Origin of the sequence: Klebsiella sp. 141198 (genome assembly GCF_050600785.1) — a bacterium.
GTDB classification, from domain to species: Bacteria; Pseudomonadota; Gammaproteobacteria; order Enterobacterales; family Enterobacteriaceae; genus Klebsiella; species Klebsiella aerogenes.
This window is the reverse complement of record NZ_JAQIRM010000004.1, coordinates 523,320-537,986: the sequence shown is the minus strand read 5'-3', so window position 1 is coordinate 537,986 and position 14,667 is coordinate 523,320. Positions and strand designations below refer to the sequence as shown.

At 56.9% G+C, this 14,667-nt stretch carries 14 protein-coding genes; 8 read left to right on the top strand and 6 right to left on the bottom strand.

What is annotated here, in order from left to right:
• The first annotated feature begins 60 nt into the window (after positions 1-60).
• The 5 genes from PGR10_RS16460 to PGR10_RS16440 all read left to right on the top strand — a co-directional run bounded on the left by PGR10_RS16460 (position 61) and on the right by PGR10_RS16440 (position 3,949).
• Positions 61-744, top strand: coding sequence for a helix-turn-helix transcriptional regulator (locus PGR10_RS16460; RefSeq protein ID WP_015367829.1), 684 nt, complete (start codon positions 61-63; stop codon positions 742-744).
• 117 nt (positions 745-861) lie between these two features.
• Positions 862-2,055: an MFS transporter gene (locus PGR10_RS16455; RefSeq protein WP_430923791.1), complete on the top strand. Its 1,194-nt coding sequence runs from the start codon at positions 862-864 to the stop codon at positions 2,053-2,055.
• On the top strand, positions 2,052-3,167 hold the full coding sequence (locus tag PGR10_RS16450) for a class II histone deacetylase (protein WP_308958075.1): 1,116 nt from the start codon (positions 2,052-2,054) through the stop codon (positions 3,165-3,167). The genes PGR10_RS16455 and PGR10_RS16450 overlap by 4 nt, the downstream gene beginning before the upstream one ends.
• A gap of 116 nt (positions 3,168-3,283) precedes the next feature.
• Complete coding sequence (locus PGR10_RS16445; protein ID WP_045393363.1) at positions 3,284-3,586, top strand: type II toxin-antitoxin system HigB family toxin; 303 nt, start codon at positions 3,284-3,286, stop codon at positions 3,584-3,586.
• On the top strand, positions 3,587-3,949 hold the full coding sequence (locus PGR10_RS16440; protein WP_172408062.1) for a helix-turn-helix domain-containing protein: 363 nt from the start codon (positions 3,587-3,589) through the stop codon (positions 3,947-3,949).
• A gap of 18 nt (positions 3,950-3,967) precedes the next feature.
• Here PGR10_RS16440 and PGR10_RS16435 read toward each other — a convergent pair whose 3' ends face one another.
• From PGR10_RS16435 to PGR10_RS16420, 4 genes are all read right to left on the bottom strand, one after another.
• The gene (locus PGR10_RS16435; protein WP_213794443.1) at positions 3,968-4,522 is read right to left on the bottom strand and encodes a DUF3156 family protein; all 555 of its coding nucleotides are present in this window, start codon (positions 4,520-4,522) and stop codon (positions 3,968-3,970) included.
• Positions 4,500-5,999, bottom strand: coding sequence for an APC family permease (locus PGR10_RS16430; protein WP_087860299.1), 1,500 nt, complete (start codon positions 5,997-5,999; stop codon positions 4,500-4,502). The genes PGR10_RS16435 and PGR10_RS16430 overlap by 23 nt, the downstream gene beginning before the upstream one ends.
• A gap of 373 nt (positions 6,000-6,372) precedes the next feature.
• Positions 6,373-6,738, bottom strand: a complete 366-nt coding sequence (locus PGR10_RS16425) for a cupin domain-containing protein (protein ID WP_113373801.1) — start codon at positions 6,736-6,738, stop codon at positions 6,373-6,375.
• A gap of 13 nt (positions 6,739-6,751) precedes the next feature.
• Complete coding sequence (locus PGR10_RS16420) at positions 6,752-8,053, bottom strand: NAD(P)/FAD-dependent oxidoreductase (protein ID WP_087860297.1); 1,302 nt, start codon at positions 8,051-8,053, stop codon at positions 6,752-6,754.
• 158 nt (positions 8,054-8,211) lie between these two features.
• Between PGR10_RS16420 and PGR10_RS16415 the strand changes: the two genes are divergently transcribed.
• The 3 genes from PGR10_RS16415 to pheP all read left to right on the top strand — a co-directional run bounded on the left by PGR10_RS16415 (position 8,212) and on the right by pheP (position 12,811).
• Entirely contained in the window at positions 8,212-9,696 is a 1,485-nt protein-coding gene (locus tag PGR10_RS16415; protein WP_213317355.1) for an aldehyde dehydrogenase family protein, read from the top strand.
• Positions 9,697-10,023: 327 nt separating this feature from the next.
• A complete protein-coding gene (locus PGR10_RS16410; RefSeq protein ID WP_316424388.1) occupies positions 10,024-11,328 on the top strand; it encodes an NAD(P)/FAD-dependent oxidoreductase in 1,305 nt (434 codons plus the stop codon).
• 106 nt (positions 11,329-11,434) lie between these two features.
• A complete protein-coding gene (gene pheP, locus PGR10_RS16405; protein ID WP_047054926.1) occupies positions 11,435-12,811 on the top strand; it encodes a phenylalanine transporter in 1,377 nt (458 codons plus the stop codon).
• 36 nt (positions 12,812-12,847) lie between these two features.
• On the opposite strand, the gene PGR10_RS16400 is transcribed toward pheP, so the two are convergent.
• Both PGR10_RS16400 and PGR10_RS16395 read right to left on the bottom strand, forming a co-directional pair.
• Complete coding sequence (locus PGR10_RS16400; protein ID WP_045381305.1) at positions 12,848-13,264, bottom strand: Exc2 family lipoprotein; 417 nt, start codon at positions 13,262-13,264, stop codon at positions 12,848-12,850.
• Between the two features lie 133 nt (positions 13,265-13,397).
• Positions 13,398-14,642, bottom strand: coding sequence for a mechanosensitive ion channel family protein (locus tag PGR10_RS16395; RefSeq protein WP_430923790.1), 1,245 nt, complete (start codon positions 14,640-14,642; stop codon positions 13,398-13,400).
• Positions 14,643-14,667 lie beyond the last annotated feature (25 nt).

Genomic DNA, 14,667 nt, shown 5'->3' with positions numbered 1-14,667 from the left:
CTTCATCTTACTCTGGTAATCCGCGTGTTACGCACCACCACCTTGACGGGGGGAAATATCATGTCTGCTTTATTAAAAGCCAGTCGTAATGATGCGATAATAGCCCGTTGTTTACAGACTATTTCACAGTTAATTCCACTGTCTTCAGCGGTTTTTTATCGAGTAAATAATCGTTTAAAACCTGAAAACTATATATTGCATAATATTTCGGATAATACACACCAACAATATCTGGAGAGCTTCCAGCCGTTGGATCCACACCTGCCGGCGCACTTTAGCCACCAGAGCACGACCATGGCGGCGATGACGCCGCGGCTCTGCGACCGTAACCGGCACTACTACCATGAATTTATGTTGCCGAATAACGTACGCGACATGACCGAAATCTTTATTCGCCGCGAACGGCGGATCGTTGCCGGTATCTCGCTGATGCGCGACGTGCCTTTTTCCAGCGAAGAACGGCTGCGGGCCCAGGCGGTACTGCCGTTGGTGGAACTGGCTATTCGCGATTTCCTGCAGGAAGAGGATGAACTCCCCGCCATCCTGACAGCCAAAGAGCGCGAAATCGTCGGCATGGTGCGTGAAGGCGCCAGCAACAAGCTGATTGCCCGCCAGCTGGATATCTCGCTCTCGACGGTGAAAACCCATCTGCGCAATATTTTCGCCAAGACTGAAGTCGTCAACCGGACTGAACTCGTTTCCCGAACCTGGATGCCTGCCGCTCAGCGTACGCTGCATCTGTAATCTGACTATCGCATCCCGCGCGCGCCGTGGCAGCACGGCGTTTTCCTGATGCCTGAGGGTATCACTCCCTGGATAACCGTCCGGGGGGAGGCTTTTTTGACTGGAGCACGCCCTACGATGTCGAGTACACCTCTTTCTGATAATACTCTTTCGCGGCCTGGCAGGCTGGTGGTGTCGCTGCGTTTGCTGGCGGCGATTGTCATTTTCGCCGCCATTGCGCCGGGGATTTTAATGACCGCGCCGGCGGTGGCGGCGCAGCTGGCCAGCGAATGGCACCTTAAACCCGGGCAGATCGGCTGGCTATTTTCGGCGGAGCTCGGCGCGATGAGCCTGGCGACGCTCCCGGCGTGGTGGTGGATGAGCCGCCTCGACTGGCGGCGGGTCGCGCTCGTTGCCTGTGCGGTATTTCTGCTCGCTAACCTTGCCTCGGCGGCGGTAACCCAGTATTCGTCTCTGCTGGCGGTACGCTTTATTGCTTCCCTGGCGGGAGGCACGCTGATGATCTTGTGCATCAGCTGCGCGGCGGGAACGCCGAATCCATCACGGGTGTACGCATTCTGGGTACTGGGGCAACTGCTGTTAGGCATGCTTGGCCTGCTGGTGTTACCCGGCCTGTTTGTGACCTTTGGCCTGAAGGTCGTTTATCTGATTCTTGCCGCCATCATGCTCTGCTGTTTGCCGCTGGTTTCCGCTTTCCCGTCGTGTTTTCAAGCGCAATCGGCTTCCCATCGCCAGCCGTCTGCGGCGTCGTGGCGAAAGGCGCTGGCGGTGCTGGCGGTTCTCACCTTCTATATCAGCCTCAGCGCCGTATGGACCTTTATCGGCACCATCGGCAGCGGGGCGGGGTTGAGTCCGACACAGGTCGGTCTGGTGCTGGCGGCGGCGACGGTGTTCGGCATTATCGGCGCCGGCGGCGCGGCGCTGCGCGGTACCCAACGTCCGGACCGGCTGGCGGTGTGGCTGGGATACGCGCTGCTGATCGCCAGCGTGCTGTTACTGACAGGTCATCCGCTGCTGGTGCGTTACGCCATCGCGGCGCTGCTGTTTAAGTTCACCTGGACTTTCGTGTTGCCCTTTATCCTCGCTCGCGTGGCCGCGCTCGATAACAACGGCCGGTTGATGAACAGCATCAATCTGGTGATCGGCGGCGGAATGGCCGCCGGTCCGGCGATCGCGGGGGCCTTACTGCAACACTTCGCCAGCGCCAATCCGCTGCTGGCGGCGGCAGGCGCCTGCGCGCTGCTGTCGCTGATTTTGATTGCGGCGGCGTCGTCCGCCGGGAAAGGTTTAGCCAACGGGAGGATAGAGTGAAAAGAAAAACCGGTTTCTTCTTTGATGAACGTTGTTTCTGGCACAGTACCGGCCTGCACGCGGTAACGCTGCCGGTCGGTGGTTGGGTACAGCCGCCTGCCGGCGGCGGCCATGCCGAGTCGCCGGAGACCAAACGGCGGATGAAAAACCTGATGGACGTCTCCGGGCTGACGCCGCAGCTGGAACTACGCAGCGCGGCGGCAGCGAGCCTGGAAGACCTGCGGCGGATCCATCCCGATAGCTATCTTGAGCGCTTTAAGGCAATCAGCGATAACGGCGGCGGCATGCTCGGCAAAGAGGCGCCGCTGGGGCCGGGGAGTTATGAAATCGCCTGCCTTTCCGCCGGGCTGGCCTGCGCCGCCGTCGAGGCGGTGCTTAAGGGCGAACTGGATAACGCCTATTCGCTGTCGCGGCCGCCCGGACACCACTGCCTGCCGGAGCAGTCGATGGGGTTTTGTTTCCTCGCCAATATTCCCATTGCCGTTGAACGGGCGAAAGCGTTGCTGGGGCTCGGCAAGGTAGCGATTATTGACTGGGACGTTCACCACGGTAACGGTACGCAGCATATCTATCTGCAGCGCGATGACGTGCTGACTATCTCATTGCATCAGGACGGCTGCTTCCCGCCGGGCTACTCCGGCGAGGACGATCGCGGCGTTGGCGCCGGCGAAGGTTACAATATCAATATTCCGTTGCTGGCCGGGGCGGGCGACGATAGCTGGCGCTATGCGCTGGAAACTATCGTCATTCCCGCGCTGGCGCGTTTTGAGCCGGAACTGATTATTATCGCCTGCGGCTATGACGCCAACGCGATGGATCCATTGGCGCGGATGCAGCTACATAGCGACAGCTTCCGGGCGATGACCGAACAGGTCCAGCAGGCGGCGGATCGCCTGTGCGGCGGCAAACTGGTGATGGTGCACGAAGGCGGCTATGCCGAATCCTACGTGCCGTTCTGCGGCCTGGCGGTGATGGAAACGCTGAGCGGCGTGCGCACCGAGGTTCAGGATCCGCTGCTGGAATTCATTCAGCAGCAGCAGCCGCGCGCCGCGTTCGCGCAGTTCCAGCGCCAGGCTATCGATCGACTGGCTCAGCAGTTCGGTCTGCTATAAACCACCTCAGCCTCCCCGCTGTGATGGCGGAGAAGGGCAAGACGCAATGTGGCTCAAAAGTCCCGGTTTGGGACTTTTTTCTTTACCTGGTCCCGAATTGGGACTAATATCCGTCCATGAAGATAATCTCAGTGAAAGTACTCAGGGATTTCTGGGCGGAGAATCCCGACGCGGAACAACCGCTAAAGGCTTGGGTGGACGAGGCAATAAAGGCTGACTGGAAAACCCCGGCGGAGATCAAGGACCAATACCGCAGCGCAAGCATATTGAAAAATAAGCGGGTGGTATTCAACATAAAGGGAAATGATTATCGGTTAATTGTAGCTGTTGCTTATCTGCGGGGATGGATGTTCGTTAAGTTTATCGGAACGCATAAGGAATATGACGTGATAAACGCTGAGACGATAGAGAGGAAGTAAATGATGAATGTTAAGCCTATCCGCACTGAACAAGATTACGAAGCCGCGTTAAGCGCGGTTGAACCTTTTTTTGATAATGAACCAGCGCCTGATACGCCAGAGGGAGATTTTTTTGAGGTGATGTGCTTGCTCATTGAAGAGTATGAGAAAAGGCACTATCCCATCGAGCCGCCCACCCCCATTGAAGCCATAAAATTTCGCATGGAGCAGCAGGGGCTTACCGTAAAAGATCTGGAACCGGCGATTGGTAAATCTAATCGCGTTTATGAAATTCTCAATGGCACGCGCAACCTGACGCTCCCGATGATTCGCCGGCTTCATGCACAGTTCGGCATTCCTCTGGAGAGTCTGATCGGTGCGTGATGTCATGGCCATAAGCTCTTAATCATTGGTTTTTTCAATCATCCACTGACTTACCGCCTGATTAATCATCGCCATCACGCTGAGCAGCAGCATCCGCTGCTGCGCTTCGAGCTTCAGATAACGGCGCAGCGGCGGCATTTTGCAGACCACTTCGCTGGCGGCCCAGGGTTCAATGCAGCAGCGCCAGCCGCGACCGTCAAAGGTCAACGAAAAACGGCGGTAGTCCAGCTCGCTTAAGGTCTGCTGAAGATTAGGAAAACCGTTGAGATAGCCGGCGAGTTCCGCGCTCTCTTTACCGCCGATAAAGCGGACTGGCTGACGTTTCAGCCAGCCGGATTGGTGAGCGCGGATCTTACCGCGAGCGGGCCGGGTAACCGGCCCCTCGACGACAAACTCGCAGCTGTGAATGCTGGCCATAAATAGTCGCTTCTGACGCGCTCTGTAGGTGACGAAGGTGGCGTCGTTCAAGCGCAACATCGCGCTGCTTTCGCTCAGTTTTTCGCTCGGCCAGCCCGCTAAATCGCGCAGCACCGCGTTCATTAATGGCGTTTCAAACCAGGGGACGGAGGGCATCAGGCGTCATCTCCCCGCGGGTCTGTTTCTCATAGTTGCCGATAGCGCGCTCGACCACCTCTTCTACCGCCAGCGGCTTGAACGGATTAACGCGCTGTACGCACAGCGTCCAGAACAGGGCATAGGCGGCGGTCAGGCCGAGCATAATCCCGAACGGCACCAGCACCTCGCGGCTGTCCATCCCCGGTGGGGTAATATTCACGATAGCGATGATAATCCCGACGCTGGAGATAATCTGCGGTAGCGGAAACCACGGCGAGCGGTAGGCGCGCGGTAGGTCCGGGCGGCGAATGCGCAGCATCACCACCGACAGCGTCACCAACAGATAGGCCACGCCCCAGGCGCAGACCGCGGCGAGGATCAGCGGCACGATGCGGTCCAGATCGCCGTTCAGGTACCATGCGTGCAGGCAGGGGATGGCCACGCCGATGGCAATCGCGATCACCGGCGTTTTGAAGCGCGGATGCAGCCAGGTAAGAAAACGCGGCAGCGCGCCGTCCAGCGCCATACCGTAAATAATACGTGGCACTGCGGCCATCAAGGTATTAATCGTGGCGCAGCCCGCCAGCAGCAGGCCGACGCCGAGCCAATACTGGCCAGCGTGGCCCATCACCCGCTCGGCGAAGGCCGGGATAGCCATCGGCGTGTCCAGCAGATGGACGTTATTCGCCGCATCGACCACCACGTTTTCCACCTGGCGGTTAATCGCCGCGCCGTAGATAAACATGCAGCTGGCGACGCCCAGCAGACCCAGCGCCATCGCCCGCGGAATGGTGCGGTGGGCTTTTTTGATTTCCGGCGCCATCGGCGTCACCAGTTCGCAGCCGACGAACATAAACATCGCCATGCCGATATAGCCGAACAGGCCGGAGATATCGCTAACGTTCAGCGGCGTGCCGAACCAGCCGGAAAGGTGAGTCACCGGCGCCATAAAAATGCCGCACAGGCCGAAAATGGTCAGCGTCGTCCACATGCCAAAGGTAAGCACCACTTCGACCTTGCCGAAAATTTCCACGCCAATGGCGTTGAGCAGGCCGAAAATGACCACCATACCGACGCCCACCATCCAGGTGTTTTGATGGGCGGCCATCTGCGCATTGACCGATTCGAAGTTCACCAGCGCCATAATGCCGGCGAGAATGGTCTCCGCGGTTCCGGCGAAGATATGGACGATAAGATAGGCGCACAGCGCGCCGGTAATGGCGAAGAAGCGGCCCATACCGCAGGAGATATAGTCGTACACCGAACCGGTGGTGGGGATTAACGTCGCGGCTTCGGCGAAGGTAGTGACCTGCGCCTGCATCATAATAAAAGCCAGCAGTACCGCCAGCGCGAAGGTGTCGCCGCCCATGCCAAATCCGCTGGTGACCGTCAGGATCACCGGGCTTGCCATAATCAGCCCAACCGAGCTGGCGAGGGTCGTCGGAAAGCCGACGACGCCGCGTTCAAGATGGCTGGCGAGTCTGTTACTAAACATAGTCAACCTCTGCACAATGTAGGGGAGGGCAGGGAATAGCCAGCGCCACTCCCGGATAGTCATAATTTAGGCGGGCATCCTGCTCAACGAATATCGTCCGGAAGGTGGAGAGCAACGGGTGAATCTGTGACGTAGTCCATGAATGTGGCGGTTGATAAATAAAATAGCCCCGGAAAGCGGGGCCATCTGTCTTGCCACGTTGCGCGTATTTCTGCCGGGTGGCGGCTAGCGCCTTACCCGGCCTACGGTCCGTGCGGCCTGCCTTTAATTTGGCCTCAAAACCCCGGTGGCGCTGCCGCTTACCGGGGCTACAGCGCTGTGCGATTTGGTCGCCCGGAGAAGGCGTAATGCGCCGCCGGGCATTATCAGCGTGTTAGCGCGTCTCGACGTTCGCCAGATAGTGTTTGACGAAACGCGGGGTGAGAATTTTCCACTCCACTTCGGTGCCTTGTTTGACAAACCAGCTGTCGCCCGGCGCGAAGCGCTGCGGCTCGCCGCCGGCGACGGTCAGTTCTACTTCGCCCTCCAGCACGGTGGCGTGTTCGGTAAATGGATAGGTCATGGTGAAGCTCCCTTCGGTGGACGAAAACAGTCCGCAGGTAAAGGCGTCCTGCGGCTCGCCATATATCATCGCGCCCGCTACCTGCGGGTCGCCGGCGGTCGGCGTCGCGCCGAGCAGACTTACGCTGCCGATCGGCTGCAGTTCAGGTACCGGTTGTTCGAGTTTAAAAGCGTACATTGCGTTCTCCTGATTAACTCCGGCCTTTCCAGAAACCGGCGGTTTGATGCATCAGTTTTCCGGCGGTGACTAATAACAGACGCAGGCTGTCACGGCCGTGGATGGTCGCGTGGGGAATGCTGCTTAGCAGGCGATAGCGGTCGGAACCGCCATTAATCCCTTCGGCGAGGATTTTGCACACGATGTGCGAGGGGGTGACGCCGAAGCCGGAGTACCCCTGGACGTAAAAGACATTGTTATGGTCGCGTAAGGTGCCGATCTGTGGGAACAGGTTGGCGCTGCAGGCCATCGGCCCGCCCCAGGCGAAGTCGATCTTCACATCTTTCAGGTACGGGAAGACCTCCGCCAGCAGCGTACGATTCCAGGCGGCGAAATCGTTCGGCGTATATTCCACGAAGCGGGTAGCGCTGCCGAACAGCAGGCGGTTTTCGCGGGTGACGCGGTAGTAGTTAATCACCGGGCGAATATCGCTGAAGGCGCCGCGCAGCGGGCTGATGCGCTCGATCAGTTCATCGGAGAGCGGCTCGGTCGATACCTGATAAGAGTAAGTGACCAGCGTTTTGTTGTAGATCTCCGGCTCCATATTGTTGAGGAAGCTGTCGCAGGCCCACAGCAGTTTGGCGGCTTTAACGCTGCCCATCGCGGTGCGCACCCGTACCTGTTTGCCGTAATTCACTTCCACTACCGGCGAGGATTCGAAAATCTTCACCCCCAGAGAATGCGCGGCCTGCGCCGAACCAAGCAGCATATTGAGCGAATGGATCTGTCCGCCGCCCATATGTTTCAGCGCGCCGCAGTAGACCTCGGAGCCGACCACCTGCTGTACCTCTTTGCCGGTATACAGTTCGATATCTTCATCCGGGGTGGCGGCTTTAAACTCCTTCTCCCACTGGCGTAGCGTTTTGAGCTGCCGCTGGTTATAGGCCAGGTAGCCGTAGCCGGGGACGAAATCGGCGTCGATGTTGTATTTGCGGATGCGTTCGCGAATGATGCCCGCGCCGAGGTTGGCGATTTTAAATAGCGTCTCCAGCCCCTCTTTGCCGACGTGTTTTTTCACCGCTTCGATATCGTGGCCGATCCCGGCCATCACCTGGCCGCCGTTGCGCCCGGTGCCGCCATAGCCAAGATGGCGCGCTTCCAGCACCACCACGTTGGTGATCCCCTGTTCCGCCAGCTCCAGCGCGGTGTTAATACCGGAAAAGCCGCCGCCGATAATCACCACATCGGCTTCGATATCTTCCCGCAGCGCCGGAAAATGGAGCTGGTATTTCTTCGTCGCGCCGTAGTAGTTCAGCGCATCGATTTTAATATTCATCGCGTTACCCTGTCGTCTTGCCTGGCTCAATGTCCTCATCACAGCACGCCGCGCGGGCGTTGAATATCGTCCGGAAGAATGACGTTCTTTAGAACGATGGGCGGCGCGGCGCAACCGTGCTGTGATGGGCTAACTTTGCTAAAAAACGGGTGCTGACGATGAGCGAGATAACCATACTGGCGGAAGTGACCGCCTTTTTACGCCAGCCGCACGGGCAGTTTATTGCCGGCCATCGTGAGGCGGGCCACGGCGCGCCGTTCGCTGTGATAAACCCGGCGACCGGAGAGTCAATCGCCGAAGTCACGGCGGCGGATGTCGGCCAGGCGGACCGCGCCATGGAGAGCGCCCGCCTGGCGTTTAATCAGTGGCGCGAGATGCCGACGCTGGCCCGCGGCGCGCTGCTGCTAAAGCTGGCGGACACGCTGGCAGAGCATCGCGAAGAGCTGGCGCAGCTGGAAAGCCTCTGCTCCGGTAAGACGATCACCCTGGCGCGGATGCTCGAGCTGGATCAGTCGGTAGCGTTTTTGCGCTACTTCGCCGGCTGGGCGGGGAAAATCACCGGAGAAACCCTGGATGTGTCACTGCCGTCGATGGCCGGGGAAAGATATACCGCCTTTACCCGCCGCCAGCCGTTGGGCGTGGTGGTCGGCATCGTGCCGTGGAACTTCTCGATTATGATTGCCATCTGGAAGATGGCGGCGGCGCTGGTTTGCGGCTGCACTATCGTCATCAAGCCGAGCGAGTATACGCCGCTGACGCTGCTGCGGGTGGCGGAACTGGCGAAGGCAGCCGGTATTCCGGATGGCGTGATTAACGTGGTCAACGGCGCCGGCGGCGAAATCGCCCAACGCCTTATCACGCATTCGGCCTGCGCTAAAGTGAGCTTCACCGGCTCGGTGGCGACCGGGGAAAAAGTCCAGCAGTCGGCCAGTGCGTCAGGTAAACGGGTTACGCTGGAGCTGGGCGGTAAAAACGCCGCGCTGTTCCTCGATGACCTGCCGCCAGAGGCCATGGTGAACGGCATTATCGAAGCCGGTTACCTCAACCAGGGGCAGATTTGCGCCGCCGCTGAGCGCTTTTATCTGCCGCAGGGAAAACTGGATGCGGTGCTGGCGCTGCTGAAAGACAAGCTCAGCGCTTTCGCCCCGGGGTCGCCGCTGGATGAACAAACGCTGATGGGGCCGCTGGCTAACCGCCAGCAGTATGACAAAGTCTTGCGTCTCATTCAGACCGCGCGCGAAGAGGGTGATACCATCGTTTGCGGCGGCGAAGCGCTGCCCGGCGAGGGCTATTTCCTGCAGCCGACGGCGGTTAAGGTGCGCAGCGAAGAGAGCACCCTGATGCGCGAGGAGACCTTCGGCCCGGTATGCAGCTTTATTGGCTATCGCAGCGAAGAAGAAGCGCTGGCCCGAATTAATGCTTCCCCATTTGGACTGGCGGCCAGCGTCTGGTCGGATAATATCCGCCAGGCGCTGCGCTACTCGCAGGCCATTGACGCCGGGATCGTATGGGTCAACATGCATACCTTCCTCGACCCGGCAGTGCCGTTCGGCGGCATGAAAGGATCGGGTATTGGCCGTGAGTTTGGTAGCGCGTTTATTGATGATTATACCGAACTTAAATCAGTGATGATGCGTTATTAAAGCACAGGAATATCGGCATGCCGCTAATCACTATTAATTAATGAAAGATAAGACTTGCTGGTTATTATTATCTAACCCACCGCCAGGCCGCTAAATAATAATTTAGTGGCCTTTTTGTTTACCTCGAATATGCGTTCAAGGAAAACGCCCGAAAACTTGTACAATAATATCCCGAGTAAAAATTGCCGCCAATTAAATTTGCGATTACCAATATGCACTCCGTAATCATCTAATGGATGACTGGCATTTTATTGTTTGAATTATTGTTAACTAAAAATTATCTGAGAGTTTTTAATTAACATTTAATTAATTATTTGAGAGGTCACTTTGACTACGCTATTAAAAGAGATCGTTATTGTCGGCGGCGGCGCCGGCGGGTTGGAGTTAGCGACCCAGCTGGGACGTAAATTAGGGCGTCGGCGGAAAGCGAATATTACCCTTGTCGATCGCAGCCAGAGTCATCTGTGGAAACCACTGTTGCATGAAGTCGCCACCGGTTCGCTGGATGAAGGCGTGGATGCGTTGAGTTTCCTCGCCCATGCCAGCAAACACCACTTTTCCTTCCAGCACGGTTCGGTAATGGATATCGATAGGCAGAATAAGACCATTACTATCGCCGCGCTGCGGGATGAGCAGGGCGAAGTACTGGTGCCGGAACGCAAGTTGCGCTGGGATACGCTGGTGATGGCACTGGGTAGTACGTCGAACGATTTTAATACGCCAGGGGTAAAAGAACACTGTATTTTCCTCGACAGCGCTGAGCAGGCAAAAGTATTTCATCAGCAAATGCTGAACCAATTTCTGCGCTATTCCGCCGACCCGCAGACGACCGGTAAGGTCAATATTGCCATTGTTGGCGGTGGCGCTACCGGCGTTGAATTATCTGCTGAATTACATAATGCGGTGAAAGAACTGCGCAGCTACGGTTATAAAGATCTGACCAACGAGGCGTTAAATGTCAGTCTGATAGAAGCCGGCGACGGTATTTTACCTGCACTGCCAAAACGGATTTCCCGCGCCGCGCACGAAAAGCTGAGTAAACTTGGCGTGAATGTGATGACCAATACCATGATCACCGGCGTTGAAAAAGGTGGCCTGCAGACCAAAAATGGCCAGTTTATCGAGGCGAGTTTAATTGTCTGGGCGGCGGGGATAAAAGCGCCGGACTTCATGAAGGATATCGCCGGGCTGGAGACCAACCGTATCAATCAACTGGTGGTGACCCCGACGCTGCAGACGACGCGCGACGCTGATATTTTTGCTTTCGGCGACTGCGCGGCATGCCCGCGTCCGGAAGGTGGATTTATCCCGCCGCGCGGCCAGGCGGCGCATCAAATGGCGCTCTTGACCGCCGACAACATTATCGCCCGCATGAAGGGACATAAGTTGAAATCGTTCTCCTATCGCGATCGCGGTTCGCTAGTTTCTCTCTCCGGCTACACGACCTTTGGCAGCATTATGGGACATCTACCGATTGGCCCGATGATGGTCGAAGGCCGTATTGCGCGGATGGTTTACGATTCGTTGTATCGGATGCATCAGGTGACGCTGCACGGTTATTTTAAAACCGGCCTGATGATGTTATCCGGGGGGATAAACCGGATTATTCGCCCGCGCCTGAAGCTGCATTGATCGTGGTTTTTTAGTCCGACATGGGGCCCGGCGCCCCGTGCAACTTGCGACAATTCCCCCTAAGTGATAAAAGGTGCCCCTTCACAAAAATACACAGGGGAACGACGTGAAAGACGCGTCAACGTCGTCGGATGCCGTGGAAGAGAGCGGCCCGACGCTTCATCGCGGTTTACAGAACCGACATATTCAACTTATCGCCCTTGGCGGCGCGATTGGCACCGGCCTGTTTCTTGGCATTGGTCCCGCGATTCAAATGGCTGGCCCGGCGGTATTACTGGGTTACGCCGTGGCCGGTATTGTGGCTTTTCTGATTATGCGCCAGCTTGGCGAGATGGTGGTGGAAGAGCCGGTATCTGGCTCTTTTGCCCACTTTGCCTATAAATACTGGGGCCCGTTCGCCGGCTTTCTCTCTGGCTGGAACTACTGGGTGATGTTCGTGCTGGTAGGGATGGCGGAACTAACCGCCGCCGGGATTTATATGCAGTACTGGCTCCCTGATGTTCCCACCTGGGTTTGGGCGGCGGCCTTCTTCATCATTATTAACGCCGTCAACCTGGTCAACGTACGTCTGTATGGCGAAGCGGAATTCTGGTTCGCGCTGATTAAAGTGCTGGCGATTATCGGCATGATCGCCTTTGGCCTGTGGATGCTGTTTGGCGGTCACGGCGGCAGTAAAGCTGGTTTTGATAACTTGTGGAAGCATGGCGGCTTCCTCGCGACCGGCTGGCATGGCCTGGTGCTGTCGTTGGCGGTCATTATGTTCTCTTTTGGCGGCCTGGAGCTTATCGGCATCACCGCTGCGGAAGCGCAGGACCCGGAAAAGAGCATTCCGAAAGCGGTCAACCAGGTGGTTTACCGTATCCTGCTGTTTTACATCGGCTCGCTGGTGGTGCTGCTGGCGCTCTATCCGTGGGTAGAGATTAAATCCGATAGCAGCCCGTTTGTGATGATTTTCCATAATCTTGACAGCAACGTGGTGGCCTCCGCGCTGAACTTCGTCATTCTGGTGGCATCGCTGTCGGTCTATAACAGCGGCGTCTATTCCAATAGCCGGATGCTGTTCGGCCTGTCGGTACAAGGCAACGCGCCGAAGTTTCTCGCCCGCGTCAGCAAACGCGGCGTGCCGGTGAATTCGCTGCTGCTGTCGGGCGTCATTACCTCGCTGGTGGTGGTACTGAACTATCTGCTGCCGCATGAAGCGCTGGGGTTACTGATGGCGCTGGTAGTGGCGACGCTGCTGCTGAACTGGATAATGATCTGCATGGCGCATCTGAAGTTTCGCGCCGCGCAGCGTCGTAAAGGTCGCGAGTCAAAGTTCAAAGCGTTACTGGCGCCAGCCAGCAACTACTTTTGCATCGCTTTTCTCGGTTTGATTCTGGTGCTGATGTGCACCATTGACGGGATGCGTCTATCGGCGATACTGCTGCCGGTGTGGATTATCTTCCTGTTTGCCGCTTTCAAACTGCTGCGCCGCCCGGCGTAAGGCTTATCGCCCCGCGGAATGGCGGGGCGACATAACTTATTTTATCCCGTGGAAGCCATCCAGATAGGCGCCAGCCAGCTCATTGCCAAACAGACGAGCATCCTTCGCTTCCATCGTTTCGCTCCACCGATCGCTCGCATTACCGTTGAAGGAGTGTTGCGACTTCACCCCTTCCAGCGCCTGTTGCTTAATGGCGTCGGCAACTCGCTGCGCATCGCTTTCACTCACCCCTTTTTTCCGATCTTCTTGCCCGCGGGCGTAGATATCGCGGAAGTTAGGCAAGTTCATCTGATAATTTTGCTGACGGTTAACGGTGAAATTACCGCCGACGAAATCTGAACGGTGAGACACGAAGCTATAAGCATGGCGTTCTGGCGAGGTCTTCGATGAGGTGCAACCGGAAAGGAGTGCTAAAGCGCAGCCAAGCGCGACAAACGTTGTGGTTAATTTCATTATGCAGAGCGTCCTTTGGCGATAATCCATATTGGTGAAAAGATCATCTGCTTAAACTGTGTCGACGGCTAGCCCTGAGAAATGATAGTGGAGTGAGAGTACGCTGGCGCCCGCAATGCGCGCCAGCCGGGAATCAGGACGACAGCGCGCCCGACAGTGAACGAATGTCGTTGCCGGTTGGCGTCTGGTGAATACGCAGGCCGAACTCGTCAACCACCGCAAAGATATGGTCGAAGATATCCGCCTGAATGCCTTCATACTCCGCCCACACCACGGTATTGGTGAAGCAGTAGATCTCAATCGGCAGGCCGTTAGCGTCCGGCGCTAGCTGGCGCACCATCATGGTCATATCCTTACGTAGCAGAGGGTGGTTGCGCAGATACTCCTGCAGATAGGCGCGGAAGGTGCCGATATTGGTCATTTTGCGCAGGTTAAGCACCGAGGGTTCATTAGCGTGCTGTTGGTTCCACTCGTTAATTTCCTGATGGCGCGAGTCCATATACGGCTTCAGCAATTTGGCCTGAATCAGCCGCTGCTGCTCCTGCTCGTCAAGAAAATGGATGCTGGTGGTATCGATGTTCAGGCTGCGCTTAATGCGACGACCGCCGGAGGCCGACATCCCGCTCCAGTTTTTAAACGAATCCGAGACCAGCGACCAGGTGGGGATTGTGGTGATTGTGTTATCCCAGTTGCGCACTTTTACCGTGGTCAGGCCGATATCAATAACCGCGCCATCGGCGCCATATTTCGGCATCTCCAGCCAGTCGCCGAGTTTGAGCATGTCGTTGGCGGAAAGCTGGATGCCGGCCACCAGGCCAAGAATCGGGTCTTTAAATACTAACATCAGTACGGCGGCCATCGCGCCAAGACCGCTAATGAGAATCGCCGGCGACTGGCCAATCAGCAGAGATATGATCAGAATGCCGATAATAATCGCCGTAACCAGTTTAATACCCTGGAAGATGCCTTTAAGCGGCAGCTGCGAGGCAGTTGGGAATTTTTGCGCCAGATTGAAAATCACGTCCAGCAGCGAGAAGAAGGAGAGCATGGCGTAAACCATGACCCACAGTTGCGCGCAGGTGGATAAAATTTCCGCCGCTTCGCTGCCTTTCTGCAGCCAGAGCACGGCCTGAACGTTGACGATAATCCCCTGTAGGGTGAACGCCAGGCGGTGGAAAAGTTTATTTTGCGTGATGATCTGCAGCCATAAATGGCTGCTGGCCTGCGCCCGCTTTTCGAAGGTGCGTAGTACCACTTTATGTAGAATGAGATGAACGACAATCGCCGTCAGAAAAATAATGCCAAAAGTAATGATGAGCGAGGTGGTTGGGGTGATTTTGATGCCTAATGCGGCGATTTGCGATATTAATTCCTGCATAACGTCTCCTGTACATCCAGCGGTT